Below are 26,461 nucleotides of genomic sequence, written 5' to 3' on the forward strand. Positions count from 1 at the left end.
TCTAGCGCGTGGCAATCCAAATCAGCAGCGCTGCTTGGAATACCGCAAAAATAGCCAGCATCGAAATAGTGAAGCGCAGGGTGCTGTCTTCACTTTTGAAGCGTTCAATGCGATCGGTAAGCTTTTTGATCTGCGCGCTTTGCTCGTTGAGGTTCTTATCGGCAGTTTGCAACATCGAGGCGCTGTCGAGGGTGCTGATGACGGTAACTTTATTTTCATTCCAGTCGCTGTGCAATTGGCTGACGCGGCCTACTGAGCAGACAGCCCGCATTTGCACGGCATCTTCATAAGTAATGCTAAATCCTTGCGCCTGCAGCGCATGATCACGGCGTAAACGTGCTGCATCGTCGCTGGCATGCTTAATGAGTAAGGTTTGTTCAGCAACGCTGTAGTGGTTCCAATACTTGCGTGCCCAAAGCACAGCTTGAGCAATTAAAAAACGTCCCAGGCCTCGGTTGGCCGGCTCAGTGCGCAATGGTAAATCAGCATTAATACGTATTTGCTGTGTTTGGTGGTCGGCCCACACCTCAAGAGTATTGACTTCTTTTTGCGTCTTTTGCTCGGGCAGGTCAATACTTAAACGCAGAAAGCTTTCGGCTTTGCTGTGCCGTTCAACACGGCCAAGACTGACAAAGCGCAAAGCTCTCAAGCCGGTTGCACGGTCTGCTGGTAAGGCGCTGAGGCGGATCAGGCGAAATTGCTCTGCTGGCAAGCCCGCCCATGGGTGCTCGGGGGGATTATCCTGTGCTGTACTTGCGCTTGATGCAGGCGCTACTTGGGCTGTTGAAGTACTCATTTCTTCACTTAATCAAAAGACGTATTAACAAGGGTATCGACAGCGCTACCTGCTACTAAAGGGTGGCCAACCGCCATCAAGCGTTATGCAGGTGCCAGAATCTTCTAGGTACAGGTATACTGCGCAATTATCTTTTATATAACACGGAGCAGTGTGTATGTCCGGGAATACCTTTGGCAAGCTTTTTACCGTAACCACCGCTGGGGAAAGTCACGGCCCTGCGTTAGTTGCCATTGTTGATGGCTGTCCGCCAGGGCTGCCGTTATCAGCTGAAGACTTGCAAGATGACCTCGATCGTCGCAAACCCGGTACCAGCCGACATACCACGCAGCGCAAAGAGCCTGATCAAGTTGAGATCCTCTCTGGCGTCTTTGAGGGGCAAACCACTGGCTGCCCGATCGGCTTATTAATTCGCAATACGGACCAGAAGTCGAAAGACTATTCGGCCATTAAAGATATCTTTCGCCCGGCCCACGCCGATTACAGCTATCATCACAAGTATGGCCAGCGCGACTATCGGGGCGGCGGGCGCAGCTCTGCGCGTGAAACCGCAATGCGTGTTGCTGCCGGTGCGATCGCGAAGAAATACTTGGCAACACAGGGCATTATGGTACGAGGCTATATGAGTCAACTGGGCCCCATTGAAATTGATTTTAAAAGCTGGGATGCGGTGCATGACAATGCATTCTTTAGTCCTGATCCAGGTAAAGTGGCCGAGCTTGAGGCTTACATGGATCAGCTGCGCCGCGATCAGGACTCTGTTGGTGCAAAAATCACTGTTGTGGCGCAAGGGGTGATGCCTGGCTTGGGTGAGCCTGTATTTGACCGTCTAGATGCTGACTTAGCCCATGCATTGATGAGTATTAATGCTGTAAAAGGGGTTGAAGTGGGCGCAGGTTTTGCCTGTGTCGCGCAGCGCGGCACTGAGCACCGTGATGAACTGACCCCTGAAGGCTTCCTGTCCAATCACGCCGGTGGGGTTTTGGGCGGTATTTCGTCTGGGCAACCGATTGTGGCGCATCTGGCTTTAAAACCAACCTCCAGTATCACCACACCGGGCCGTTCTATTGATACTGCCGGGCAACCTGTAGAGATGATCACTAAGGGCCGTCACGATCCCTGCGTGGGAATTCGTGCAACCCCCATTGCTGAGGCGATGATGGCCATTGTTCTGATGGATCATTTGTTGCGTCACCGTGGACAAAACGCTGAAGTGCAGGTTAGCACCCCAGTTTTGCCGCAACTGTAAAGCGCATTTATCTAAAAATCGCCGTGGTTGGCTCAAGCCGCCACGGCGCGAGGCAAGCTGAAGCATGCACACAGGTTTGCCATATTGGCGTTTATCCGGGTTTTATTTTTTCTACTTTGCCTTGCTCGGCGCTACTGCACCTTTTCTGGCGCTGTATTTCGATCATTTAGGGTTTTCTGCAGCACGTATCGGTGAGTTAATTGCCATCCCTATGCTGATGCGCTGTATTGCGCCTAATTTATGGGCTTGGTTAGCTGACCGCACGCAAAAACGTTTGGCCATTGTGCGTTTTGGCGCCATCTGCACTTTGTTGTCTTTTTCCTTGATTTTTTGGGGTAAGAGTTTTGCTTGGCTGGCGATGATAATGGTTCTGCATGCGTTTTTTTGGCATGCCATTTTGGCTCAATTTGAAGTCATCACCTTGGACTATCTGGGGGCGCAAAGGGAGCGCTACAGTCAGCTCAGACTTTGGGGTTCTGTTGGCTTTATGCTGGTGGTGATTGGCTTTGGCTATGTGTTTGACGAGGTAGGTTTGGATTACTATCCTTGGGCAATTCTGGCGGTGATGAGCGGAATTGTGCTGAGTAGTTTCTGGGTGCCGTCGCCAGTCAGTCAGCCCCGCGCTGAGCCACTGTTAACAACCACTGGGCAAAGGCTGACGAAAACCGCGCTAGGGCCTATTGTCGTGTTTTTAACCTGCGTAACGCTGATGCAGCTGTCGCATGGCCCGTATTACACTTTTCTGACGCTGTATTTAATTGATCTGGATTATTCACGCACGATTATTGGTTGGCTATGGGCGTTTGGTGTACTGGCTGAAATTGTGTTGTTTGCGATAATGCCGTGGCTGTTGCGGCGAATGAGCATTAAGCAGATTCTTATCATCAGTTTGTTCTTGGCGGCGCTGCGTTGGTGGTTGCTGGGTTTTTATGCCGATAGTCTGTCGCTGCTACTGTTGATCCAGCTGCTGCATGCCGCTACTTTTGGTAGTTTTCATGCGGCGGCTATTTTATTTGTGCAGCGTTACTTTTCTGCGCATAAACAAGGGCAAGGGCAGGGCCTATATGTCTCATTCTCCGGTATTGGTGGGGCTTTAGGTGCATTATATGCCGGCTATAGCTGGCAAACTTTGGGCGCTGCTTATACTTTTGCTTCAGCTGGTGCAGTTGCACTGCTGGCGGCGTTTATTATGTTGTTTGGATTGAGCAGTTCTAAGTCAGTGCCGGTGACTGCTACTGAATAGAGGTGACAGCGAGCGCTGCAGCCGTTTGCAGAGGGGCTGCGGCTTGGAGCTATAAGTGTACGCTTGAGTTTATCTGCACGTTCTAACTGCGAGCCTGTACGATAGGTTTAGCGTTTACATACATTTGCTATACATTTTTAGGGGGAAGCACAGCCCATGAGCCAGTTGTTTGTATACCACTCAAGCCAGCCTATGCAGGCGGTGAAGGTGTTGAATCATTTTGAAGACATCAGCAGCACTTTGGCCGCGGTAGGGGTGCACTTTGCGCAATGGCAAGCTAAGCAGCCACTGACTGCAGCATCGTCTGCAGAGGACATCGTCGCTGCCTACGCGGATGATATTGCCGACTTGAAGCAAGGCCAAGGCTATGACTGTGTAGAAGTGATCAGTATGGATGAGGCGCATCCAGAAAAAGCTGAATTGCGCGCTAAGTGGCTCGACGAGCAGGTGTCCAGTGCAGATGAGTCGCTCTGCTTTGTCTCAGGGCGTGCGTTGTTAAGCTTTCATATTGATCAGCACGTATATGCCGTACTGTGCGCGAAAGGTGCTTTACTAACCCTACCTGCAGGCATTCGGCATTGGTTTGATATGGGCGAGCGCCCACGCTTTACTGCGCTGCGTTTGTTTAATCAGTCCAAGGCAAGTGAAGTACAGTTTACTGGCGAGAAGCTGGCGCAACAGTATCCAACGCTCGACGAAATGCTGTGAGGCAGATAAGCCATTATTAATTGAGTTAGTGCGCTTTTACGCGACAAATCTTACTTGAGTGCTTTACTGGGTCTTTATTCATGCAGGCCAACTAGCGTACACTGTGTACATGATTGTGAGGAGTTACCATGAGTACGATTAATATTACTGAAGCTGCACAAACCTATTTGAGCGAGCTGTTAAAAAGCCAAGACACCCCAGGTATTGGGATTCGTGTGTTTATCACTCAACCGGGTACAACCTATGCTGAAACCTGCATAGCTTACTGTAAGCCAGAAGAGCAGAAGCCCGAAGACACCCCCTTGGTTTTGCCAGCCTTTACTGCATGGATTGATGCCTTAAGCGAACCTTACCTAGAAGATGCTGTGGTGGATTACGCGACTGACCGTATGGGTGGCCAACTGACGATTAAAGCCCCTAATGCTAAGGTGCCGATGGTCAGCGAGGACAGCCCTTTATCGGAGCGGGTAAACTATTACCTGCAAACAGAAATCAATCCAGGCTTAGCCAGTCACGGTGGTGAGGTGAGTCTGATTGATATCGATGAAGGCATTTTGATTTTACAGTTTGGTGGTGGTTGCCAAGGTTGTGGTCAAGCAGATTACACCCTCAAAGAAGGTATCGAAAAAACTTTAATGGCGCGTATTCCGGAAGTGAAAGGTGTGCGTGATGTGACAGACCACAGCATCACAGAAAACGCTTACTATTAATTGCCTTGCTGCGTAGGGCGACTTTAGTCAAATAGCTAAAGTGACTGATAAGTCTTAATATTTACGCCGCTGCAAAAGCTTAAGTATTACCATGCAAAAGCTTATTAGTGTGGTTTATCTGCACAGGATTAAGCTAGATGATCCTAGTTTAATCTGGAATACCTCTCTTATATCCTTAAGTTAGTTGATTAAGGATCTTAAAAAAACCAGTACCAGTCACAAGCTGATACTGGTTTTTTTGCTTTAAAAGCTCACAAAGTGCACATTTCACTAGTAATTCATCAGATCGCCCTGTTCAAATTCAAGTAAGCATGCTAAAAACTGCTAGATGCTTGATAAAAAAGGGAAAATAATGAATAAGTCCGAATTAATCGAGCGTATTGTTGATCGACAAGAGCATCTGTCTGTGCGTGATGTTGAGCTGGCAGTGAAAGCTATGTTGGAACACATGACGCAAGTATTGGCTTCAGGTACGCGCATCGAGGTGCGGGGTTTTGGCAGTTTCTCGGTGAACTACCGAGCACCACGAGTTGGGCGTAATCCGAAAACTGGGGAAAGTGTTGAGCTACCGGGTAAATATGTTCCGCACTTTAAACCGGGCAAAGAATTGCGCGATAGGGTTAATGATGGATAATCTGTTGTTCAATTACGTGCGCGACTATAGAGGGTCTTATGCGAAGTTTTAAACGCTTGTTGGTACTTATTATTGCCTTAGCGCTTGCCGCTGCTGTGGTCTTTTTTGTTTTAGAGAACCGCACACCAACGCAATTAATGTTTTTAGATTGGCAGACACCTCAGTTACCGCTTGCATTATTTGTCATGAGCGCCTTTGTTTTAGGGCTATTACTTGGCCCGCTCATTTCTTGGTGGCCACAACAGCGCTTACGCATGCGCTGTAATAAGCAAGCGAAGCAACTTAAAGCTTGTGAGCAAGAGATTAAGACCTTGAAAAACGCTACAGCAGGTACAGATCTAGCTGTTTCGCCAAGTGAAGAGTTAGCTAAAGCTTCGTAATCTATCATCAGGACGCAGAAGCCAAGCGCTGCAGTATTGCTCGATAGACTTACTAAACCCGCCCGTCAATGGGCGGGTCAGTAGAGCTGCTGGCTGTTTGGAGCGGTTACTTTTGTATCGTTACATTGGGCTGGAGCGGCCTGTCATTTCTCGCGCCATTTCTGTGGCATAGCTATCTGTCATCCCACCGATAAAATCTATAATGCGCATAAAGGACTTGTACAGTGGCCAGTCTGCTTGCGGTGCAGCTTGGCCGAGTAAGTCAAAGATACGCCTGTTTTTAAAAGACAATGTACCTTGAGTATGTTGCTCGAGGGCTGCGCCGCAAAATGCATTTAGCAGTATTTCTAAGGTGGTATAGGCTCCGATCTCGTGCAACGTCTTGCGCTTATCCTGGAAGATTTTCTCGCGGGCTAATGCTTTCGCATTAATCACGCAGGTTTTAGCTGGGCCGTGCATATGCTCGACCAGGTCGCCTGCTAAAGTGCCAGCCATTAACGCAGGCTGCTGCTCCACAAAGGCCTGTGCTGCTGCGTTTGTCAGGTGTTCAATGGCTTTACCCCGCAAGATTGCCAGTTTACGGCGACGCGAGTCATTGGGGCCAAGTTGGCGGTAGGTTTCTGGTAGGTCATCACCGACCAAGTCAAGTAGAAGCGCTTCAACCTCGCGGTACTCCAGCAGCTCCATTTCGATACCGTCTTCTAAATCAATTAAGCCATAGCAAATGTCATCGGCAGCTTCGACTAAATACACCAAAGGGTGGCGAGCCCAGCGCTCGTTATCCAGTTTGGGAATACCGAGCTTGTTGGCAATTTGTTCAAGCAGCGGCAGTTCACTTTGATAGCTGCCAAACTTATGCTTTTTATAGCCTTCTGCGTTGGCGTATTTGGAACTCCAGGGGTATTTAGAAAAAGCACCTAAGGTTGCGTAGGTTAAACGCATGCCACCATCAAACTGATGGTATTCAAGCTGAGTTAAAACCCGAAAACCTTGCGCATTACCCTCAAAATTCAAGAAGTCCTCGCGTTGTTCGGCCGGTATGCTATCCAGCCAGCCATTGTGAGCGGCTTGCTGAAACCAATGGCGAATAGCATCCTCACCAGAGTGGCCAAAGGGCGGGTTACCAATATCGTGAGCTAAACACGCAGACTGCACGATCATGCCCAGGTCACTTGGTTCACACCACTGTGGTAGTGCAGGGCGAATCATTTCTGCCACACGCATGGCCAAGGAGCGGCCGACGCAACTCACTTCTAGTGAGTGGGTGAGGCGCGTGTGAATATGATCATTGCTGGAGACAGGGTGGACTTGAGTTTTGCGCCCTAATCGACGAAAAGCACCAGAGAAAATAATGCGGTCATGATCTTTGTGAAAAGGGCTGCGGCCGAGCTCTTCTGAACTGTGTGATGTTTTGCCTAAACGTTCGCGGTTTAATAGTTGCTGCCAATCCATTGCATACCCTCAAGTGGTGAATTGCAAATGAGCGCTGTTCGCATAGCGAGGTTTGTTTCATCTACTCAGTCTATGATTTGTTTGCTTCATTCGTCTCTGATTTGCCAACAAATAAAGGCAGCAGGCTGGCAGCAATTTTCACTACTGGCATCAAGCTGCTGGCCGACCTGCGGTTGCGTGCCATAAAAAAACTGACCAGAGTTACTCCAGCAACAGCGAGTAAAGGCGTTGCGCCTTGATTAAAACGCTGTTTGAGACCGCGTAACTTTGCCACTGGTTCGAGCAGTACAATGCTTTCGTGGTGGATTCTTTGCCGGTTCAGCTCCAAACGCATTTGAATCAGCTGTTTGCGCAAGGCAATAGGATCATCTTTTAGCTTTTTGGATGTCATGGTAATAACTGCTCTTTGGTTTTTTTGAGTTCCTGCAATGAGGCGCTAAAGGGTGCTTGCGCATGCTGCTGGAGTGATTTTATCCGCCAAATACACAGTGCGCCGATACATGCATAAAATATCGACATGGCAATGAGTAATCCGTGGGCGTAATACTCCCAGAGCAACACAATGAGTAAAGCATTGAGCAGTAAGAACAACATAAACGCACAAGCAGCAGTAATACCGAACCAAATCAGTTGTTGGCTACTGTGGTGTTTTTGTTCTTGGAGTTCGATGGCGAATAACTCAGCGTGATCGCTGAGTAAATCCAAAGTCGCAGCGCCTAAGCGCCGCGAGGTATCTGAAAAGCTTTTATCCGTCATACTTAGCGCCTAGACACCAGTAGACCCAGTAAAAAACCAACGCCAGCACCAATTGCTAAAGACTGCAGAGGGTGCTCACGGACATATTCCTCACTGGTATGCAGTGCAACTTTACCGCGCTCAAGTAATGCCTGCTCAGTAGAGCTCAAGGCTTTACGTGCACGCTGCAGGCTGGAGTTGATTTGCCCGCGCAGCTCTTCAGCTTTGTCGCCGGTCAATTCAACAGAGTGTTGCAGCAACTCTTCCGTATCAGAGACTAACGCTTTAAATTCATTGAGTAGTTGATCGCTACCTGTATCTTTCTTAGCCATGATTCGTTTACTCCAAAAAAAGAACTTAATAATTGCACTGGATTGGAAACATCCTAACTGCATTTAGTTCACTTATAAACATACTATATCTCAAAAAAATAAACCTGCTTAAAAGCAGGTTTATTTAACACAGGGATTACGGCTTACATTAGGGGGATAGTGTAATTAACGATTAGACGGTTCTCATCAATCTTTCCAGATAAATCAGAGCGTAAGGTCGCATTACGCCATTTGATACCTAGGTTTTTTAGAGGACCTTCTTGGATGACATAGGAAATATCGGTGTCACGCTCCCACTCTTTACCACGTGATTGGCCTGCGCCCATGTAAATGTTATTACCGCGAATATAGCGCGTCATTAGATTGAGGCCAGGAATACCTAAGCCAGCAAAATTATAGTCATAACGAGCTTGCCAAGATTTTTCATCAGTGGCAGCAAAGTCACGGATTTGTACATAGTTGGTCAGGAAGGGGTCGGTTAGCTCAATGTAGGCATAGCCAGTATCCCCAGACATTTTCTGGTAACCCAAGCCAAAACTGCTGTGGCCTAAGCTATATGTCAGCATGCTGGATATGGCTTTGTTATCGATGCCACTCTTCGCATCTTCGCTGGTTTTCGCATAGCGCAAATCAGCTTTTAATGACTGGTTATCGTCGATAGCTAAGGTGTAAACACCGTTAACAATGTGCTGCTTGTAAGCGCCATCAAAGTTAGCAAAGTTATAACCCGTGCTTAAACCTGTATCACCCCAGTTGTAATTAACACCGGCAAAATCAAACTTACTGGTTTCTGTGGGGTTACTGCGGGTGGATTTGTTTTTGCGTTTACCTTGGTTACCAGAAAAGCCGTTAAGCAGAATTGGCGCATCGTTTGTAGAGTTACGCTGCTTCATGCGCCCTAAACGACCAATGTTAGCAGTGAGGTTTTCTATTTCCTGACTGTTAATGTGCACACCAGTGAAGGTTTGCGGAATCAAACGACCATCGCCTGAGGATACCGTTGGGATTTTCGGCATCAGCGTTCCGGCTTTTAAGGTGTTTTCAGAAAGACGCGCCTTAAATGTTCCGCCAAGGGAGCCGTAACTGCTGGGTACTTTGCCTTTGTGGTTTTTTGGCAGTAATAAACCTGTGCCGGAAGTACCGCCACCTGAATCAAGTTTAAAACCAGAGAAACCGTACGCATCAACCCCAACGCCAACAGTGCCTTCGGTAAAGCCAGACTCATAACGCAGCAAGAAACCTTGCGCCCATTCTTCAGCTTTGGATTGTGATCCGCTGGGTGCATCGCGAAAATCGCGATTCATATAAAAGTTGCGCAGCTCCAAGCTGGCTTTGCTATCTTCAATAAAAGCAGCTTGTGCTGCCATGGGGATGCTCAAGGCAATAGCGAGGCTACCCAAGCTGATTGAGCGTGCTAACGGACTAAACTTCATTATTGTAATTCTCCGTGGTGCGGACTGGGTCTGTTATTTGATTTATATTGTAGCGGGTGAACTAGAGCACGGTAGTGACTCTCTGGTCATTTAGACGTTGGTCGAAAAAATATCATTATGTAAACTAGTCCACATTTTATTAGCTGTGCCAGTGAGTTTTATTGATGCGTCAGCGCGTGACGCATCAAGACGGCACACTTGGTTTTATTTTCAAGGAATACAGGTATGTCAGCTCAGGAGCTACAGTCGGGTTTTATTGTTGCGCATAGCAACCACTTAGAAGAGTTACGTGAGCTTGTTGTGCAGTGGACGAAAATCAACCCACTGTATGCACTTGAAAATGAACATATTTTGGTGCAGAGCAATGGTATTGCCCAATGGCTTAAATTTGCTTTAGCCGATGATCGAGGCTGTGGCATTGCTGCAGGTTTACAAATAGGATTACCCGCCCGTTTTTTGTGGCAAGTGTATCGACAGGTGCTGGGCACTGAGACTATTGCCAAAAGTTCGCCCTTTGATAAAGCTCCGCTAACTTGGCGCTTAATGCGATTGCTGCCCAAGGTGGTGCGTGAGCCGGTTTTTGCTCCTTTGCAGCATTTTCTTGATGATGATCCAGATTTGCGTAAACGCTACCAGCTGGCGGAGCGTTTGGCTGACCTCTATGACCAATACCAAGTCTATCGCTCAGACTGGCTCAAAGACTGGGCTGTGGGAGATGATCAGTTGCGCCAAGTGGCAGGCCAGCCGCAGATCAGTGAAGAAAAAGCTCAAGCACGCGAGCCTATAGTGGCGTGGCAGGCGGCGCTGTGGCGTTTGTTGATTGATGACATTGGTGCTGAGGCAATTGACAGCAGCCGCGCCGCGGTACACCCACGTTTTATCGCTAAAATGCGTGAGTTAGACGCTGCGCCAGCAGGGCTGCCACGGCGGATTATTGTCTTTGGGATTTCCTCACTGCCAGCGCAAATGGTTGAGGCGTTAGCAGCCATCAGCCGTTTTAGTCAGGTCATGCTTTGTGTGCATAATCCTTGCCAGTATCACTGGGCAGATATAGTTGAAGATAAACAGCTGTTACGCCACGAGTACCGCCGGCAAAGCCGTAAGCAAGGCTTCCCTGAGGTTTTGTCCATTGAGCAGTTGCACCAGTTTGCCCACCCTCTATTGGCCGCCTGGGGTAAGCAAGGCCGTGACTATATTAGCTTGCTCGACAAGTATGATGAGCTGGACAGCTATCAAACAGTGTTTGACAGTCACGGTCAGCGTGTTGATATTTTTGAGGACGGTGCCAGCGCAACGCTACTGGAGCAGCTGCACAATGATATTTTGCACTTGCGTCCACTCGCAGACACCCGTGCTTTATGGCCCGCGCTTGACCTACAAGCAGACCAATCGGTGCGCTTTCATATCACCCACAGCGCGCAGCGCGAAGTGGAGGTGCTGCATGATCAGTTATTGGCCTGTTTTAACGCAGACCCCAGCTTAAAACCGCGCGACATCATTGTCATGGTGCCGGATATCAATAGCTACGCGCCACATATTCAAGCTGTCTTTGCGCAGTATGGCCGTGATGATTTGCGTTCTATTCCATTCACACTCTCTGATCAAGCCGAGCAAAGCACTGAGCCGCTGTTGATTGCCTTGCATGAGTTGCTGCGTTTGCCTGAGTCGCGTTTAACCGTCACAGATATCATGAGCTTCTTAGATGTGCCGGCGTTGCGTGCGCGCTTTGCCATTGAAGAAAGTCATTTGCCGACATTGCAACGTTGGTTGACCGGTGCTGGCGTACGTTGGGGCTTAAATGCTAAGCACCGCGAAGACTTTGCCTTGCCGCAGGGCCTTGAACAAAACACTTGGGATTTTGGCCTACAGCGTATGCTCTTGGGCTATGCCATGGGAGATAGCGACGCCTATGCAGGCATTCAGCCTTATGATGAGGTGGGTGGTTTGGATGCCGCTTTAATTGGCCCGCTAACGCACTTTTTAGATGCGCTACAACACCTGCATAAACAGCTCAGCGACAGCCATCAGTTCGCGACATGGCGTACTGTTTTTTTAGCCATGCTCGAGCAGTTTTTCTTGGTGGAAGAGGACGCCGATTACTTATTAATGCAGCGCCTGCGCGAGGGCTGTGAGCAGTGGTACCAGCTCTGCATTGATGCTGCTCTGGATGAGCCGCTAACCTTGGCTGTGGCGCGGGAAGCTTGGTTAAGTAATGTTGATACTGATCACTTGAGTCAGCGTTTTTTAGCCGGCTCGGTCAACTTCTGCACGCTCATGCCCATGCGCGCGATACCTTTTCGCATGGTGTGCCTACTGGGTATGAATGATGGCGACTACCCACGCGTTCAAGCACCGCTAGATTTTGACTTAATGGGCAGTGATTATCGTCCTGGTGATCGTTCGCGCCGTGAAGATGACCGCTACCTGCTCTTAGAAGCATTATTGTCCGCACGGGAAAAGCTCTATGTCAGCTGGGTAGGGCGCAGTGTGCGTGATAATACTGAGCGCCCACCGTCAGTTTTGATTGCGCAACTGCGTGATCATCTCGCCAGTGGTTGGCATCTGCCTAATGATCAGTCATTGCTGGATGGGTTGACCACAGTGCATCCGCTGCAACCGTTCAGCCAGCATTACTTCACGCCAAGCTCTGAGCAGGGTGATTTATTCACTTATGCTTTTGAATGGTCTGCTTTACATCAAAGCAGTGCCGTAGAGAGCCCAGTAGCGCTGCCGAACTTCGCTGCCGACAGCAGCATGACGCCTGAGCAATTGCAGCGCTTTTTACGTGACCCTGTGAAGTACTTTTTCAATGAGCGCCTCAAAGTGCATTTGGATCAGCTTGAGCTGGAACTGTTTGAAGATGAGCCTTTTGCGCTGGATGGGTTGCAGCGCTTTAGCTTGCAGTATGAGCTCTTAAGTGCCGGTCAACATGCAGCGCCTAGCGCAGACCTGCTGCAAATTTTAGAGTTACACAGCGAAAAATTACAACGCAGCGGTGCTTTGCCGATGCGAGCGTTTGGTGAGCAAGTGCGCGCCGAGTTAATTGAGCCTTTATTGGCGCAGTTAGAGCATTATCGCGCTCTTTGCGCTGCTTGGCCGTACCAAGAGGATACTGCCCGTATTATTGATCTGCGCCATGGGCAGATTCATCTGGAAGGTTGGCTCGGTGGTCTACGCACTGCCACGCTCACGCCAAACCCCGCTCAAGAGTACGCTCGCATTGAGCTGATTGCCGGCAGAATACATCGCGGTAAAGAGCGCAGTTGGCATCGCCTATTACGGCCTTGGGTGCAACATGTGCTTATCAATGCCAGCGGCTTATCGACGCAAACTCTAATTGTTGCCCAAGAAAGCAGCATTGCCTTTACGCCCATAACTGCTACTAACGCCGTGGCAATTGTCGAGACGTGGCTGGCATGTTGGCAGAGCGGTTTAAATCAACCTATTCCTGTGGCATTTAAAACCGCGATGGATTACTTGAAGAACCAATCCACAAGTAAAGCCAAAGCAGTCTATGAGGGGAGCTTCCAAGCGGCCGGTGAAGTGCAGCAAAGCGCAGCTTTAGCGCGGCAGTACCCAAGCTTCACCGAACTGCTGGCTGATGAAACCTTTGCCGAGTGGGCCAGCATGCTATACGGCTCGCTGTTGGAGGCGGATATTATGAGTCTAGAGCGTCAAGGAGAGTCCTCATGAGTCAGTTCAATAGCCCAGAGCGCGCCTTGGCCTTAGAGTTTCCACTGCATGGCAGTCGTTTAATTGAAGCCAGTGCCGGTACTGGTAAAACTTATACCATTGCGGCCTTGTATGTGCGTTTAATCCTGCAGCATGGCTTGCTTGCAGATGCAGCTTTCAATCGTCACTTATTGCCGCCAGAAATACTGGTGGTGACCTTCACTGATGCTGCGACCCAGGAGTTACGTGACCGTATCCGTGCCAAGTTGGTGGAAGCTGCGCAAGTTTTTCGTGGCGAGCAGGATACGCCGGACGCTTTATTAGAAAGCCTGCGTGAAGACTACCCAGCACAACAGTGGCCTTCATGCGCGCAACGGCTTGAACAAGCCGCACAGTGGATGGATGAAGCCGCTGTTTCAACCATCCACTCATGGTGTCAGCGCATGCTGCGCGAGCATGCCTTTGATAGCGGCAGCTTGTTTACGCAAACCTTAGAAACGGATCACTCCGAATTGCTGGCTCTTGTGGTCAAAGACTATTGGCGTCAGCAGTGTTATCCGCTGCAAGGCAGTAATGTACTTTGGACTTTAGAGCATTGGCAGCAACCAGCAGTTTTGCAACGCAAAATTTATCCGCTGCTGAGTGCGCAAACAGACTTACCCAGCAGTCCTTCGCAAACTTTGGCGCAGTTGCTGGATGCTGGGATCACAGCGCAGCAGCAGACGCTTGCGCAGCTAAAGGAAAACTGGTCGCAATGGTCGCAAGAGTTGCGTGATATTTTGGACCAAGCAGTGGCGGCCAAAGCAGTTAATGGCCGGGTGATTCAGGCGCGTTTTTATACCCCGTGGTTGGATAAGCTAAAAGCCTGGGCTGAAGACAGTGAGCAAACGCGACTTGAAATTGGTACAGGTTTTACTCGCTTAACACCTGAAGGCTTACATGCTGCTTGGAAAGACACTAGCGCAGTACCTGAGCACCAAGCACTGCAAGCCATGCGTGATTTGCCGGAGCAGTTGAATCAGCTGACCCATGCTTTAGATGAACAGGCTTTATGGCATGCCGCAGACTGGATCAAACATCGCTTTAACTTGGAAAAACAGCAGCGTGCCGAGATGGGTTTTGATGACATGCTGACACGGCTTGATCAGGCATTACAGGGACCTAGCGGTGAGCGCTTAGCCGCTGTGATTCGGCAGCAATTTCCCATTGCGATGATTGATGAGTTCCAAGATACCGACCCTTTGCAATACCGCATTTTTGACACTATTTACCGCATCGCCGAGAACAGTAGAGAAACGGGCTTGTTTTTAATTGGCGATCCAAAGCAAGCCATTTATAGCTTTCGCGGTGCGGATATTCATACCTATTTATCTGCGCGCCGAGCAACTAAAGGTCGGCATTACAATCTCGATACCAATTTTCGCTCCACTGAGTCTATGGTCGCTGCTGTTAATCAGCTGTTTGTTCAAGCAGAAGAGCGGCCCGAAGGGCAAGGCGCCTTTTTGTTTCGTGAAGGGGTGAGTAATGAGCTGCCTTTTTTACCGGTGCTGGCTAAAGGTCGTCAAGAACAGTGGTGGGTTGCGGGCAGCGCGCAACCCGCTTTAACGCTGTGGCGCTTAGAAACAGAGGAGCCGGTTGCCAGTAGCCAGTATATTGAAGAGATGGCTGCCAGTAGCGCTACAGAAATAGCCCGCTTGCTTAATTTGGCTACAGAGGCTCAAGCTGGCTTTAAAAATTCTGAAGGTCAATTACAACCCTTGCAGCCAAATGATATCGCAGTGTTAGTGCGCAATATGGCGGAGGCGCAGGCGATTCGTAAACAATTGGCGTTGCGCCATGTGCGCAGTGTTTACCTATCTGATAAGGACTCAGTGTTTGCCAGCCAAGAAGCTCAAGATGTGATGGCTTGGCTGCACGCCTGTTTACATCCAGATAATGAGCGCGCTTTAAAATCCGCCTTAGCTTGCAGCACTTTTGCTTTGTCGTTGAGCGAATTGGAGCGCATCAATCAGGATGAGCTGCTTTGGGAGAAGCGGGTTTTACAGTTCAAGGGTTACCTGGAACGCTGGCATAAGCAGGGCGTACTGCCAATGTTGCGCAGTATTATGCATGACTTCGAACTTCCACAGCGTTTGGTGCAGCGTCCAGATGGTGAGCGGGCGCTGACTAACGTCTTGCACTTATCAGAACTGCTACAGCAGGCTGCCCGTGAGCTGGATGGTGAATTTGCTGTGCTGCGCTACTTGCAAACCGCATGTGCAGGGCAAGCAGAGGGTGCACAAGAGCAAATTTTACGTTTAGAAAGCGATGAGTCGTTAGTGCGCGTGGTCACTATCCATAAATCTAAAGGTCTGGAATACCCATTAGTGTTTTTGCCTTTTATCTGTGCTTTTCGTGCTCAAGAAGGTAAACAACCTTTTAGTATTCAAACCGGCGGGCAGCGCAGGCTCATGCTACATGCAGATAAAGACAGCCTGGCCTTAGCCGAACAAGAGCGTCTCGGAGAGGATTTGCGCTTATTGTATGTGGCCTTAACCCGCGCGCGCCATGCCTGCTGGCTAGGTATGGCCGACCTAAAAAAAGGACAGGGGAAAACCTCTGTACTGCACCGTAGCGCCATTGGTTATTTGCTCAATGCCGGACAGCCCTTGCCCAACAGTTTAGCGCTTGAACAGTGGTTGGCACCTTTGGCTCTAGCATCCGAGCAAAGCGCGGCAAGCAATTTGCTCAGCCATGTTTCTGTGATGCCAGCAAGTGATAACGAGATCGTGCATGATCAGTCTGGCGCGTTTACCCCCAAGTGGCGCATTGCACAGCGCCGCACCCGTGAGCATTGGTGGATCGCGTCTTACAGCGCATTGCGTTTAACTGCCCAAGCACCTAGCCCTGAGTTGCAATCCATGCAGCGTGGGGAGGACTTGGCACCACAATCTGCTTTAGCGCAAAACATCAGTGATGATGAGCTGTATAACGCTGATGTGCCTGACAGTGCCGGGTTTAATCTAGAAGCCGCGCAAGGTATCCATGGTTTTCCGCGCGGGGCGAAGCCCGGAACCTTCTTGCACAGTTTGCTGGAGTGGGCCGCTGATGAAGGTTTTGCCGCTGTGTTAAAGAATCCTGAGCAAGCGCAGCAGTTTATTCAAGCGCGCTGCGAGGCCTATGGATTTGAACAGCATGCAGAGCTGCTTTGGCCTTGGTTGAGCGAGTATATCCAGCAGCCATTTGTATTGGCTGAGCAGCCTATGGCACTAACTGAGCTGCGCCACTATCAAGCTGAGATGGAGTTTTGGTTTGCCAGCCACCAAACCAACACTGTGTATATTGATCAACTGGTGCGTGAGTTTATTTTGCCAGGGGCAGAGCGCCCGTATCTACAGCCTGAGCGCCTCAACGGCATGTTCAAAGGCTTTATTGACTTGGTTTTGGAGCATCAAGGCCGCTATTACGTGGTGGATTACAAGTCCAATTGGCTGGGCGAAGGTGATGCTGATTACAGTCAAGCAGCCATGGATAACTGCGTATTAACGCACCGCTACGACTTGCAGTACAGCCTGTATATATTGGCCTTACATCGCCTACTCAAGCTGCGCATCAACGATTATGACTACGACACTCATATGGGGGGCGCGCTGTATATGTTTTTGCGTGGTGCAAACAATGAAACCCAAGGTTTGCATCACGCCAGACCTGACCGAGCAATGATTGAGCGCTTAGATGCGTTGTTTAAAACCAAGGATCAGGAGGCGCTATAAATGATTCAGCAAGGTGAACTTTTTGGTGAAGAGGTGATGCCTGTTGGCGTCGAACAAATTGAGCGCTTAACTGCTGAGCAGGCCTTAAGCAGTCGCGATAATCTATATCTGTTGTTACAAGACTGGCTGGATGCCGGTTGGATACGAGCGCTGGATGTTGCTCTGGTAAAACTGCTGGGCCAGCTTGATCCAAATGCGCAGCCACTGGCGTTGCTGGCGGTGGCTCTGGTCAGCCATCAGTTGGGGCATGGGCATATTTGCTTAGATTTACCCAGCGTTTTGCGTGATCCGGATTTAGCTCTTTTATTGCCACCAGAGGGGCGAGCGGTTGAGCAGCAGCCTTTATTACCCTCGGCGCTATTGGCCGCAGTGAGCCAGAAAGACTGGGTTGCGGCATTGCAAAATACGCAATTACTGTACCAGCAGGGTTCGGACGCCAGCGCTAAACCCTTAGTTTTATTGTCTGGACGTCTGTATTTATACCGTTACTGGCAGTATGAAAGCACTGTAGCGCAACACTTGGTGCAACGCATTGCGACTGAAATGCCGCTCGCCGCTGATTTCTCTCAGCGCCTCAACAAGCTGTTCAATGAACCCTTGCTTGTCGCAGGACAGCGCCAAACAGATTGGCAAAAAGTGGCCTGTGCTATGGCCGCACAAGGTCAACTGACCCTTATAACTGGCGGCCCTGGTACAGGCAAAACCACCACTGTGGTGCGCTTGTTGGCACTGCTGCAGCAAGGTGCGCTACAGGTAGGACAGGCATTACGTATTCAGCTAGCAGCGCCAACCGGTAAGGCCGCGGCGCGTCTGACTGAGTCGATTGGTCAGCAAGTTGCTTCATTGCCGGTGACACAGTCAGTGCAAGATGCAATTCCCACAGCGGTGACGACTTTGCACCGGCTGTTGGGCAGTTTGCCTAATACCCGCCACTTCCGTCATAACAGCAACAACCCTTTAGTGGTTGATGTCTTGGTGATTGACGAGGCCTCGATGATCGATTTGGAAATGATGCATAGTGTGTTGCAAGCATTGCCTAAACATGCTCGTCTAATTTTATTGGGGGATAAAGATCAGCTCGCCTCAGTAGAAGCAGGCTCGGTATTGGGGGACCTCTGCGCTGATGCTGAGCTGGCGTATTATACTACGCACACTCAGCAGCGCCTTGAACAGCTGTGCGCAGAAAAAGTGTATGCCGAGCCTTGGTGCGTGGGTGATGCACAGCAGCATCGTTTAGCACAGCGTACAGTGATGCTGCGTCACTCACGGCGATTTGGTAGCGAGTCTGGAATCGGTCAGCTGGCCCGTGCGGTCAATCAAAGTGAAGCGCAACAGGCTTGGCAACTGCTTCACAGTGATGTGCCAGATATTCAATACTTGCTGCTCAAGCAAAACAATAGCGCGGCTCTCAATCAGCTGCTGCTTAATGTCTCAGCGCACCACAGTGGAGCGCTAAACAGCGCTGGCTATGCTTATTATTTACAGGTTTTACAGCAGCAGCGCCCAGCCGCAGATAAACCCTTTGCCGACCCCAGTTGGCAGCAATGGGCTGCTCTTGTGCTGCAGGCCTTTGATCAGTTTCGATTACTGTGTGCGCTGCGCAAAGGTGAGTTTGGTGTGGCCGGGCTCAATGAGCGTATTGCCACTGCACTGCAGCAGCAGGGGCTTATTAGTAGTGCGCAGGGTTGGTATGAAGGCCGTCCAGTATTGGTGACTCAGAACGATTACAGTCTTGGCCTAATGAATGGTGATATAGGTATCGCTCTCCTGTTGCCTAATGCTGACGCCAGCGCAGAGAATGGCGAGCCGCAGCAGGTGTTAAGGGTCGTCTTTGCCCGCAACGATGCTCAAGGTGGTGTGCGTTATATTCTGCCAAGTCGCTTGACCGCAGTAGAAACAGTATTTGCCATGACAGTGCATAAATCACAAGGCTCTGAGTTTGTGCATACTGCTTTAATTTTGCCTGATCGCCTTAATCCGGTTTTGACCAAAGAGTTGTTGTATACCGGTATCACTCGAGCGAAAAATAAGTTCACCTTGATTGAAGGGCATTCTGGGATCTTTACCGCTGCGGTACAGCGCAAAGTTGAGCGTGTTAGTGGGTTAAATCAGGCTATTTGTGCGGTGGGCGGCTAAAGTCTATGCTCGGATTAGAGCTTTAAGCTTTTTAGCACGCTTAATCCCTTACATAATATAATGACATCGTATATATTTGATCTTAATCAAATATATATTGATAGACCTATAATTAGAGCCTGATAAAAGGGAACGAGGTGAGAATGAAAACATTTCATCGTATGACTCTAACAGCAGCAACGCTATTCTTAGCAATAACGTCTGCTCATGCGTTAGATGGAGATGCTAAAGCTGGGGAGCAGTCGGCAGCAATGTGCGTTGCCTGTCACCAAACTGATGGGGCTGGAATGAATATTCCGGGTGGTGAGTCTTGGCCGAGTTTATCGGGCTTAAACGCTGAATACCTGTATCAGCAGATGAAATCCTTTAAGGATGGTTCACGCCAAAGCGCAACTATGTTGCCTTTCGTTAGCATGCTCAATGATCAGCAGTACAAAGATGTTGCTGTCTATTACAGCCAACTGCCTGCGGTGCAAGGTAAAGGTGATACTGAAGTAACTGAGGCTGAGTTAGCTCATGGTGAGAAGCTCGCAACAGTAGGGGATTGGGATCGCTATATCGTACCTTGCGTAGCCTGCCACGGCCCAGACAGTCTAGGTGCCGGGGATGTGTTCCCACGCTTGGCAGGTCAGCATGCAGGCTATATTTCTGACCAGCTCCATGCATGGCAGACAGGCAAACGTGATAACGACCCACAACATTTAATGCTCGCCATTGCTGAGCGTATGAATGATGAGGATATTCGTGCTGTATCTCAGTGGCTTTCACGCCAGCCTGTACAGAAATAGGGAGAATAACAATGAAACAATCCAAAGATTTCCTCCTGCGTAGTTTGACGCTGGCTGTAGCCGTAAGTGCACTGAGCTTAACCGTTCAGGCTGAAGAAGTACCTCGCTTCCCAGTTAATAACCCTGAAGTGCAGGAGGGGCAGTACGTACACGTACCTCCGACCATGGAAGACTTGGAAGAAGCAGAAATGCATCCCGAGTTAAAGCGCGTTATTCGTCGTGGTTACGACCTCTTTATGAATACACAGCAACTGCGCGGTAAAAACGTTTTTAACAGCATGAATTGCAGCAGTTGCCATATGGGTGAAGGTCGTTTGCCTTTCGCTGGGCCTGTGTGGCCAGCGGTGGTGGTTTTGCCAAACTACCGTCCTAAAAATGACCATGTGAATAATTTAGAAGAGCGTATTTCTGGTTGCTTTAGCTACTCGATGAACGGCGTACCACCAGAGTACGGCAGTGACGATATGCTCGCTTTAACTGCTTATCACCACTGGCTGGCTAAAGGTGTTCCGGTGTATCAGCCGGGCGGCAACATGTATGGCCGTGGTTACCCGCGCCTCGAAGATCCTAAAGAAGGTATGGACTATGATCGCGGTGCTAAGGTGTATGCAGAAAACTGCAGTATCTGTCACTCCGATAACGGCTCTGGTTTAGTTGAGCGTGGTGAAGTGGTTTTCCCTGCAGTGTGGGGCGATACCTCTTACAACTGGGGGGCGGGTATTTCCCGTCACTTCACTTTGGCATCATTTATTAAACACAACATGCCACTGGGTCGTCCTAACAGCTTGAGCGAGCAAGAAGCTTGGGATGTTGCTTACTACATTGATAGTCAAGAGCGTCCACAAGAGCCACGCTACACCGGCGATGTTAAGGAAACCCGTGAAAAGTACTTAGATACTTTCCATAAGCACACCAGCTACGGTCTGGAAGTAAATGGCAAGTTGTTGGGTGATCACGATAACGTTGGTGAGAAAGACTTCTTAAAACCCGACGTCTTACGTCCGCGTACATTTACCGCTGACTAAGCGTACGTTCGTTGGCTTTAAAAGATGGGGCTTCTGAATGAAGCCCCATTTGTATATTGATAACTATAGGAAAACCGCATGAATTTTTCCCCTATAGCACGGGCTATTACTTTAGCAACTGCTGGCAGCGTGTTACTGGCTGTACCTACTTTAGCTAGCGCTGCTTTTATTGAAGACAGCACCGCCAACCTAGGTTTTCGTAACCTGTACATGAACCAAGATACGCGTCACGTAGAGAACACCCCGCAGAATAAAAATGCCAATAAAACCAAGGAAGAATGGTCGCAGGCTTTTATCCTAGACTACAAGTCGGGCTTCACTGAAGGCACCATTGGTGTTGGTGTGGATATTTACGCTGCTACGGCGATCAAGCTTGATTCAGGCCCATACCGCACACCAGACTCATTCCCACAGCGTAGCAACGGTAAGTCCGTTGATAACTTTGGTAAGTTAGGCGGAACTTTTAAAGCAAAAGTTTCAGAAACTGTACTGCAAGTGGGTACATTGAAGCCGCGCTTGCCGATGCTGCAAGCGAACCTCGAAGGACGTATCTTACCGCAGTTATTCACGGGTGGAATGATTACATCCAACGAAATTAATGGCTTAACTGCAACTTTAGGTCACATTGACCGTGTTAATCAACGTGCTTCTACTAACCGTGAACGCATGGAGATGAACGTTTTAGGTAAAGGTCTGGTTGATAAAAAAACAGGCGAGCCAGTTACCGGTAAGACTCGCGGTAACTACACCAGTAACTCGTTTGACTTGGCTAACCTAAACTACAAATGGAATGATCAGCTGAGCACCGGCTATAGCTTTGGTCGTTTAGAAGACTTGTATAAACAGCATATTATTAATGCTGTGTATGTTTTACCTTTAGGTGATCAGCGCTCACTAAGAACAGATGTGCGTGCATCACGCTCCACCAGTGATGGTGATGTTCGCGTTGATAACAAAGCGTTTTCAGGAATGGTGACGTACAACTTTGGCTTTAACAAGCTGGGCTTGGGCTACCAGAAAATGACCGGTGATACTGGTTATGCTTATGTGCAGGGTTCAGATCCATTCTTAGTTAACTATGTTGCTAACCGTGAGTTTGGTGCTAAAGATGAAAAATCTTGGCAGGTTCGTCACGACTACAACTTTGCAGGCCTAGGCATCCCTGGTTTGACCATGTTTAACCGTTACGTTAAAGGTACCGGTGCGGATTTAGGCCGCAATAAGCCTGAAGGACGTGAGTGGGAGCGTGACTTCGATATTTCTTACGCATTCCAAGAGGGCGCCCTGAAAAACTTCAATGTACGCTGGAGAAACTCAACGGTACGTTCCAATATCAACAAAGATTTGGATGATAACCGTTTGATTTTAGCCTACACCTTGCCGTTGTTGTAAGTCAGGCTTATGTAACCTGCTATAGCTGACAGGTTACAATCACTTTCTAGGCAGGTCAGCCACTTGCCTAGAAAGTATAATTTAGCGACTAGCGGCTTGATAAAAAACATTCGATATGCTACTTGCTTTTTAAGAGTGGGTACTGTATATTTGTACTCCTATCCCGACTCAAACGACTTTTGATTGAGTGGCGTGGTACAGAGAAAGACATCACCGGTACGCCTCAGAGCTATTTGCTCGCGCATAATCCAAAATGCTATATCAGTTTTTCGCAATGAAAACTGGTTCAATACTGAAATAAAATTCAGTACTGCTTTAATTCTGCAAACCACCTACTTTTATGATGAGCATTTATAGTGCTTGGTCTCGTTTTCGGGAGGCTCTACAGCATTTGCTGTATGAAAATTATAAGAAAGGGGTAAGGATATGGATAACCTAAAAGTATTCAAAAAAATGGGTCGCTTCGTGGCTGCGCAGTTCACTGTTATTAGTCACACTATGCAAGCGACAGGGCAGGCTGCTAACTCAGCGATGGGTTTAGAAAACCAGCTGATTGTTGATGCTTGGAACACACTCAATGACAACGATTGTGTGAGCGCAACTAGCACCAGCTAAATAAGACTTGCGCCTACCTTGGCTGGGTAGGCGCAGCCTTTGACATTAAGGTAGCCCCAACATTTCAAAGCCAGTGTTTTCACACTGCATGCCATATCTATCTGCACCTACTATATCTAAGCCTTTGGGCTGGATCCTGCTATAGTTCCCTAAAATAATTTGCAATCAATCAGACCAAGCAGCAAACAGTTGTAAGCTGTTATTTTGTGCTGCGTAGAATTTGTGAGTTTTTTCGCGTTTATAAGTTTATGTAGAGAGTAGGTGGTGTATGGCGTTTGATTTAAGCAGCCGGCTAGTGATTGGTTTAGCCTCCAGTGCGTTATTTGACTTATCTGAGTCTGACGCAGTGTTTAGGACTGAGGGCGAACAAGTCTACCGTGAGTACCAGCATGAAAACCAAGATAAGCCGCTTGAACGTGGGGTAGCCTTTCCATTTATACGTCGCGTCTTATCACTGAATCAGCTTAACCCTGATGATCCGCCGGTAGAGGTGATTTTATTATCGCGCAATGATCCCGATACAGGGCTGCGGGTGATGAACTCCATCCAGCATTACCAGCTGCCGATCACTCGGGCAGTATTTATGCAGGGTTTGTCGCCGCACCCTTATATACCTGCTTTTGATATTGAGTTATTTCTATCGGCTAACGCTGATGATGTAAGAAGTGCGGTAGATGCTGGTTATCCGGCAGGACAGATCTTAAAAGGCGAAATTGGCGATGATGATGGGGATCATCAGCTTAGAATTGCTTTTGACTTTGATGGTGTTTTGGTCGATGACGAAGCAGAAACAGTCTATAAACAGCATGATCTAGGTGAGTTTCATCAGCACGAAACATTGCGCCAAGACATTCCGCACACACCTGGGCCATTAAAAGCCTTTTTAAAGCGTATTGCCGCCATTCAAAAATTAGAACAAGAAAAACGTGTGCAGCAGCCATCCTATGCGCCAATTTTGCGAGTATCTATTGTTACCGCGCGCAATGCGCCGGCCCATAAGCGGGTTATTAATACCATGCGCCACTGGGGCATAACTGTGAACGAGGCCTTTTTTATGGGTGGTGTAGAAAAGGCTAAAGTTCTGGATATTATGCAGCCGCATATCTTCTTTGATGACCAAAAACTACATCTCGAACCAGCCTCGGCACGCTTGCCATCGGTGCATATCCCTTTTGGAATTGCGAACCTTGAAAATAACGAGTAATCAAACTTTTCCAATACTTATTACCAAAGTCGCGGAAAGCCTCGTACTTTGAGTGCGAGGATGGATAGCGAGGGCGGCGTAAGCAGCCCCTAATAGGTTGTTCAAGTCTTTGCAATATAGGTTGGTACTGGTATTATATACAGCATGATAAAGCACACCAAAACATTAAAAGTTCGCATTCGAGATAAGCACCGACCACTGCTAAACAGCATGACTCGAAGTGTCAATTTCGTCTGGAACTTTGTCAATGAATTAAGCCAGCGCTCGATTAAAGAGCATGGTGTGTTTTTGTCTGCCTATGATGTTCAGAAGTATACCAATGGCGCAGGTAAGGACTTAGGGCTACACAGCCAAACAGTGCAGCGTATTGCAGCTGAGTATGTCACGCGCCGCAAACAGTTTAATAAGGCGCGGTTGAATTGGCGCAAAACGGGTGGTGTCAGGCGTTCACTTGGCTGGATTCCCGTTAATACGGCTGCGGCACAGTGGAAAAATGGTCAGGTCTACCACAACGGCCACTACTTCAACGTGTGGGACAGTTATGGCTTGGGCCAATATAGGTTTCGCTCTGCCAGTTTTAACGAAGATGCCCGTGGCCGCTGGTATTTTAATGTGGTGGTTGATGTGCAGGCTGAAATCCCAGCAGGTCAAGACCGTATCGGTATTGATCTTGGCTTAACCGACACAGCCACCTGCTCGGACGGCACAAAGCTGGAGGCGGGTTGTTTCTACCGTGACCTTGAAGAGAAATTAGCCGTAGCACAACGGGCTAAAAATAAAACCCAAGTCAAAACCATTCACGCCAAGATTGCTAACCGTAGAAAAGATACGCTGCACAAGTTCAGTCGCACGTTGGTCAACCGCTGCGGCGAAATCTATGTCGGCAATGTCAGTAGTTTAAAACTCGTTAAAACCAAGATGGCCAAGTCAGTGTTGGACGCTGGCTGGGGTCAATTAAAAACAATGTTGGACTATAAGTGCGCTCACGCAGGCATTGTTTTTAAGGAAGTCAACGAGGCATACACCACCCAAACCTGTTCGAGTTGTGGCAGTTTGCCCGAATCGAGGCCGAAAGGTATCGCAGGGCTTGGAATAAGAGAATGGACGTGCAGTGCGTGTGGTGTCACGCACAGCGACCGCGATGTAAACGCGGCCAAGAACATTCTCGCGGTCGGGCATGGCCGTCTAGTAGTAGGAATCCCCCTGCTTTAGCTGGGGGAGGATGTCAATGTTATACGCTCGTAAGGTGTGACCAGTAGTTGCAGGGTGGGGCTTACGATTAATCGACCTGGCGCAAGACTGGAGCACTACAAAAGAGAAAGCTGTTCTATGAACTAGCGCAACAACTGTTGCGTCAATGGCAAAACAATACGCTTCGTGCTCAGCGTTTATTGGCGCCAGAGCCATGGCCGTTAAGGTTAGCCATTGGTAAACCGACGGCAACCCAAGTGCTGCTATTAGGCTTACAGCAGAGAAAAAAAGCCGATTGGAGCAAAGGGCAAGCGAGCTTGATATTGCAGTCGAACAACTTGTGAAACGCTTCATTAATGATGGCATGCGTTCAACAGAAAATACTGGCCAAGTCATTCCTGGAGAATCCCTTGATGATTTTTTTGTTAAGAACGGTGCACTAAAACCACTATAAGCCTGTGTGTCGATCTACCATCAACTCGCTTAGCTGACAGACAGGTGCACATATGAATTTGTTATTTTCACCTCGAAAACACTACTGATTATAAGTCTTGATGCCAAAACTCTACTTGCCACCAAGATCATCCTCAAACCCTAAGCGCACAGCGGTAATCACGCGTTCAGCTGTTACGGCGTCTGCCAATTGCGGATATTCGTTTTTGAGCTTGCCAGATAGCTGCCAGTTATTCTCCTTAAGTGACCGAATAATACGGTTGGCATCTTGATCTGGTATTTCCAGCACATCTTTAAGCTGCTGCTGAGCACGCTGAAAGCTCATTAATACGCACGCTTCTTCGGCCATTTCTGTGTGTATGGTGTGGGCGACTATGTCGGCAGTGTAGACAACATGTGCAGTTAAATCAGGGTAGCGCCATGCAAACAGAGCATCCTCACCAAGAATACCGGCCTGCAGCGTGCGTAGACTATCGCTACTTAATGGGTTTTCAATATGGCCGCAATGCTGGGCTATAACATGGGCAAAACGTTGTACTGATCGGTTTGTTGAGGATTTAA

At 48.8% G+C, this 26,461-nt stretch carries 22 protein-coding genes and 1 pseudogene; 16 read left to right on the forward strand and 7 right to left on the reverse strand.

Annotated elements, in window-relative coordinates:
• Position 1: 1 nt before the first annotated feature.
• Positions 2–796 carry a hypothetical protein gene (locus tag O6P33_RS08440; protein ID WP_269817347.1) on the reverse strand — a complete coding sequence of 265 codons (795 nt, stop codon included), beginning with the start codon at positions 794–796 and terminating at the stop codon, positions 2–4.
• Between the two features lie 157 nt (positions 797–953).
• Between O6P33_RS08440 and aroC the strand changes: the two genes are divergently transcribed.
• The 6 genes from aroC (at position 954) to O6P33_RS08470 (ending at position 5,720) form a co-directional block, all read left to right on the forward strand.
• Positions 954–2,045 (forward strand): chorismate synthase, encoded by a 1,092-nt coding sequence (gene aroC, locus O6P33_RS08445; protein WP_269817348.1) that lies wholly within the window; start codon positions 954–956, stop codon positions 2,043–2,045.
• 64 nt (positions 2,046–2,109) lie between these two features.
• On the forward strand, positions 2,110–3,288 hold the full coding sequence (locus O6P33_RS08450; protein WP_269817349.1) for an MFS transporter: 1,179 nt from the start codon (positions 2,110–2,112) through the stop codon (positions 3,286–3,288).
• Between the two features lie 156 nt (positions 3,289–3,444).
• A complete protein-coding gene (locus tag O6P33_RS08455; RefSeq protein WP_269817350.1) occupies positions 3,445–3,996 on the forward strand; it encodes an acireductone dioxygenase in 552 nt (183 codons plus the stop codon).
• A 128-nt stretch (positions 3,997–4,124) separates the two neighbouring features.
• Positions 4,125–4,706, forward strand: a complete 582-nt coding sequence (nfuA, locus tag O6P33_RS08460) for a Fe-S biogenesis protein NfuA (RefSeq protein WP_269817351.1) — start codon at positions 4,125–4,127, stop codon at positions 4,704–4,706.
• Between the two features lie 352 nt (positions 4,707–5,058).
• A complete protein-coding gene (gene ihfB / locus O6P33_RS08465) occupies positions 5,059–5,340 on the forward strand; it encodes an integration host factor subunit beta (RefSeq protein ID WP_269817352.1) in 282 nt (93 codons plus the stop codon).
• A gap of 38 nt (positions 5,341–5,378) precedes the next feature.
• The gene (locus O6P33_RS08470; RefSeq protein ID WP_269817353.1) at positions 5,379–5,720 is read left to right on the forward strand and encodes a LapA family protein; all 342 of its coding nucleotides are present in this window, start codon (positions 5,379–5,381) and stop codon (positions 5,718–5,720) included.
• Positions 5,721–5,840: 120 nt separating this feature from the next.
• Here the strand turns inward: O6P33_RS08470 and O6P33_RS08475 are convergent, their stop codons facing one another.
• The 5 genes from O6P33_RS08475 to O6P33_RS08495 all read right to left on the reverse strand — a co-directional run bounded on the left by O6P33_RS08475 (position 5,841) and on the right by O6P33_RS08495 (position 9,672).
• A complete protein-coding gene (locus O6P33_RS08475; RefSeq protein WP_269817354.1) occupies positions 5,841–7,172 on the reverse strand; it encodes a deoxyguanosinetriphosphate triphosphohydrolase in 1,332 nt (443 codons plus the stop codon).
• A 70-nt stretch (positions 7,173–7,242) separates the two neighbouring features.
• Entirely contained in the window at positions 7,243–7,563 is a 321-nt protein-coding gene (locus O6P33_RS08480; protein WP_269817355.1) for a hypothetical protein, read from the reverse strand.
• On the reverse strand, positions 7,560–7,928 hold the full coding sequence (locus tag O6P33_RS08485; RefSeq protein WP_269817356.1) for a phage holin family protein: 369 nt from the start codon (positions 7,926–7,928) through the stop codon (positions 7,560–7,562). The genes O6P33_RS08480 and O6P33_RS08485 overlap by 4 nt, the downstream gene beginning before the upstream one ends.
• A 2-nt stretch (positions 7,929–7,930) precedes the next feature.
• Positions 7,931–8,239 (reverse strand): DUF883 family protein, encoded by a 309-nt coding sequence (locus O6P33_RS08490; protein ID WP_269817357.1) that lies wholly within the window; start codon positions 8,237–8,239, stop codon positions 7,931–7,933.
• A 143-nt stretch (positions 8,240–8,382) separates the two neighbouring features.
• A complete protein-coding gene (locus tag O6P33_RS08495; RefSeq protein WP_269817358.1) occupies positions 8,383–9,672 on the reverse strand; it encodes an OprD family porin in 1,290 nt (429 codons plus the stop codon).
• Between the two features lie 225 nt (positions 9,673–9,897).
• Between O6P33_RS08495 and recC the strand changes: the two genes are divergently transcribed.
• The 10 genes from recC (at position 9,898) to O6P33_RS08545 (ending at position 25,791) form a co-directional block, all read left to right on the forward strand.
• Positions 9,898–13,365, forward strand: coding sequence for an exodeoxyribonuclease V subunit gamma (gene recC / locus O6P33_RS08500; RefSeq protein ID WP_269817359.1), 3,468 nt, complete (start codon positions 9,898–9,900; stop codon positions 13,363–13,365).
• A complete protein-coding gene (gene recB / locus O6P33_RS08505; RefSeq protein WP_269817360.1) occupies positions 13,362–17,096 on the forward strand; it encodes an exodeoxyribonuclease V subunit beta in 3,735 nt (1,244 codons plus the stop codon). Before recC ends, recB begins: the two co-directional genes overlap by 4 nt.
• A 36-nt stretch (positions 17,097–17,132) precedes the next feature.
• Positions 17,133–19,232: an exodeoxyribonuclease V subunit alpha gene (recD, locus tag O6P33_RS08510; RefSeq protein ID WP_420094988.1), complete on the forward strand. Its 2,100-nt coding sequence runs from the start codon at positions 17,133–17,135 to the stop codon at positions 19,230–19,232.
• Positions 19,233–19,375: 143 nt separating this feature from the next.
• Positions 19,376–20,020, forward strand: a complete 645-nt coding sequence (locus O6P33_RS08515) for a c-type cytochrome (protein ID WP_269817362.1) — start codon at positions 19,376–19,378, stop codon at positions 20,018–20,020.
• 11 nt (positions 20,021–20,031) lie between these two features.
• Positions 20,032–21,045, forward strand: a complete 1,014-nt coding sequence (locus tag O6P33_RS08520) for a c-type cytochrome (RefSeq protein ID WP_269817363.1) — start codon at positions 20,032–20,034, stop codon at positions 21,043–21,045.
• 78 nt (positions 21,046–21,123) lie between these two features.
• The gene (locus O6P33_RS08525) at positions 21,124–22,437 is read left to right on the forward strand and encodes an OprD family porin (RefSeq protein WP_269817364.1); all 1,314 of its coding nucleotides are present in this window, start codon (positions 21,124–21,126) and stop codon (positions 22,435–22,437) included.
• 426 nt (positions 22,438–22,863) lie between these two features.
• Positions 22,864–23,052 carry a hypothetical protein gene (locus O6P33_RS08530; RefSeq protein ID WP_269817365.1) on the forward strand — a complete coding sequence of 63 codons (189 nt, stop codon included), beginning with the start codon at positions 22,864–22,866 and terminating at the stop codon, positions 23,050–23,052.
• A 268-nt stretch (positions 23,053–23,320) separates the two neighbouring features.
• Entirely contained in the window at positions 23,321–24,256 is a 936-nt protein-coding gene (locus O6P33_RS08535) for a 5'-nucleotidase (protein ID WP_269817366.1), read from the forward strand.
• Between the two features lie 144 nt (positions 24,257–24,400).
• The gene (locus O6P33_RS08540) at positions 24,401–25,468 is read left to right on the forward strand and encodes an RNA-guided endonuclease InsQ/TnpB family protein (protein ID WP_269817367.1); all 1,068 of its coding nucleotides are present in this window, start codon (positions 24,401–24,403) and stop codon (positions 25,466–25,468) included.
• Between the two features lie 110 nt (positions 25,469–25,578).
• Positions 25,579–25,791: a DUF3322 domain-containing protein gene (locus O6P33_RS08545; RefSeq protein WP_420094989.1), complete on the forward strand. Its 213-nt coding sequence runs from the start codon at positions 25,579–25,581 to the stop codon at positions 25,789–25,791.
• Positions 25,792–26,012: 221 nt separating this feature from the next.
• Here O6P33_RS08545 and O6P33_RS13225 read toward each other — a convergent pair.
• Positions 26,013–26,339: pseudogene (locus tag O6P33_RS13225) on the reverse strand (cell filamentation protein Fic); the annotation flags it as partial.
• Between the last annotated feature and the right edge of the window lie 122 nt (positions 26,340–26,461).

The sequence above is a fragment of the Denitrificimonas caeni genome (assembly GCF_027498055.1).
Classification (GTDB): domain Bacteria; phylum Pseudomonadota; class Gammaproteobacteria; order Pseudomonadales; family Pseudomonadaceae; genus Denitrificimonas.

Bases quoted from the DNA above. Each gene is read 5' to 3' on its own strand.
- O6P33_RS08440 (WP_269817347.1), bottom strand. From the start codon at position 796: ATGAGTACTTCAACAGCCCAAGTAGCGCCTGCATCAAGCGCAAGTACA.
- aroC (WP_269817348.1), top strand. From the start codon at position 954: ATGTCCGGGAATACCTTTGGCAAGCTTTTTACCGTAACCACCGCTGGG.
- O6P33_RS08450 (WP_269817349.1), top strand. From the start codon at position 2,110: ATGCACACAGGTTTGCCATATTGGCGTTTATCCGGGTTTTATTTTTTC.
- O6P33_RS08455 (WP_269817350.1), top strand. From the start codon at position 3,445: ATGAGCCAGTTGTTTGTATACCACTCAAGCCAGCCTATGCAGGCGGTG.
- nfuA (WP_269817351.1), top strand. From the start codon at position 4,125: ATGAGTACGATTAATATTACTGAAGCTGCACAAACCTATTTGAGCGAG.
- ihfB (WP_269817352.1), top strand. From the start codon at position 5,059: ATGAATAAGTCCGAATTAATCGAGCGTATTGTTGATCGACAAGAGCAT.
- O6P33_RS08470 (WP_269817353.1), top strand. From the start codon at position 5,379: ATGCGAAGTTTTAAACGCTTGTTGGTACTTATTATTGCCTTAGCGCTT.
- O6P33_RS08475 (WP_269817354.1), bottom strand. From the start codon at position 7,172: ATGGATTGGCAGCAACTATTAAACCGCGAACGTTTAGGCAAAACATCA.
- O6P33_RS08480 (WP_269817355.1), bottom strand. From the start codon at position 7,563: ATGACATCCAAAAAGCTAAAAGATGATCCTATTGCCTTGCGCAAACAG.
- O6P33_RS08485 (WP_269817356.1), bottom strand. From the start codon at position 7,928: ATGACGGATAAAAGCTTTTCAGATACCTCGCGGCGCTTAGGCGCTGCG.
- O6P33_RS08490 (WP_269817357.1), bottom strand. From the start codon at position 8,239: ATGGCTAAGAAAGATACAGGTAGCGATCAACTACTCAATGAATTTAAA.
- O6P33_RS08495 (WP_269817358.1), bottom strand. From the start codon at position 9,672: ATGAAGTTTAGTCCGTTAGCACGCTCAATCAGCTTGGGTAGCCTCGCT.
- recC (WP_269817359.1), top strand. From the start codon at position 9,898: ATGTCAGCTCAGGAGCTACAGTCGGGTTTTATTGTTGCGCATAGCAAC.
- recB (WP_269817360.1), top strand. From the start codon at position 13,362: ATGAGTCAGTTCAATAGCCCAGAGCGCGCCTTGGCCTTAGAGTTTCCA.
- recD (WP_420094988.1), top strand. From the start codon at position 17,133: ATGCCTGTTGGCGTCGAACAAATTGAGCGCTTAACTGCTGAGCAGGCC.
- O6P33_RS08515 (WP_269817362.1), top strand. From the start codon at position 19,376: ATGAAAACATTTCATCGTATGACTCTAACAGCAGCAACGCTATTCTTA.
- O6P33_RS08520 (WP_269817363.1), top strand. From the start codon at position 20,032: ATGAAACAATCCAAAGATTTCCTCCTGCGTAGTTTGACGCTGGCTGTA.
- O6P33_RS08525 (WP_269817364.1), top strand. From the start codon at position 21,124: ATGAATTTTTCCCCTATAGCACGGGCTATTACTTTAGCAACTGCTGGC.
- O6P33_RS08530 (WP_269817365.1), top strand. From the start codon at position 22,864: ATGGATAACCTAAAAGTATTCAAAAAAATGGGTCGCTTCGTGGCTGCG.
- O6P33_RS08535 (WP_269817366.1), top strand. From the start codon at position 23,321: ATGGCGTTTGATTTAAGCAGCCGGCTAGTGATTGGTTTAGCCTCCAGT.
- O6P33_RS08540 (WP_269817367.1), top strand. From the start codon at position 24,401: ATGATAAAGCACACCAAAACATTAAAAGTTCGCATTCGAGATAAGCAC.